Source organism: Aeromonas sobria (assembly GCF_050266975.1).
In the GTDB taxonomy this organism is placed as follows: domain Bacteria; phylum Pseudomonadota; class Gammaproteobacteria; order Enterobacterales; family Aeromonadaceae; genus Aeromonas; species Aeromonas sobria_B.
The window spans coordinates 1-255 of record NZ_JBKISU010000144.1 but is presented as its reverse complement, the minus strand read 5'-3'; the positions used below and the strand labels follow the sequence as shown (position 1 = coordinate 255).

The 255-nt window shown below is 51.8% G+C and carries 1 pseudogene; it reads right to left on the bottom strand.

From position 1 onward, the window contains the following. A pseudogene (locus tag ACLHZ1_RS20840) lies at positions 1–98 on the bottom strand (LysR family transcriptional regulator); the annotation flags it as partial. Between the last annotated feature and the right edge of the window lie 157 nt (positions 99–255).

The window sequence follows — 255 nt, the reverse complement described above, 5'->3', positions numbered from 1 at the left end:
TTGCCCAGCTCGTCGGCGGCGGCGGCGAAGCTGCCCCGCCTCTCTATGGCATCCAGCACCCGGATCGCCTCCAGGGTCAACGCGCGTTCTTTGCTCATGGTTAGCCTTCAATTTTTTTGAATATGATTGCCAGATTAACTCGCTAACAACTTAGGGCAAGTCCCTTTAATATTCAATCAACGCTTAGGCAGGAAGGCAAAGCGGCCAAATAAACCGTTATTCCTGGCTGTGACATCGTAAATCACCCTGTCAGAC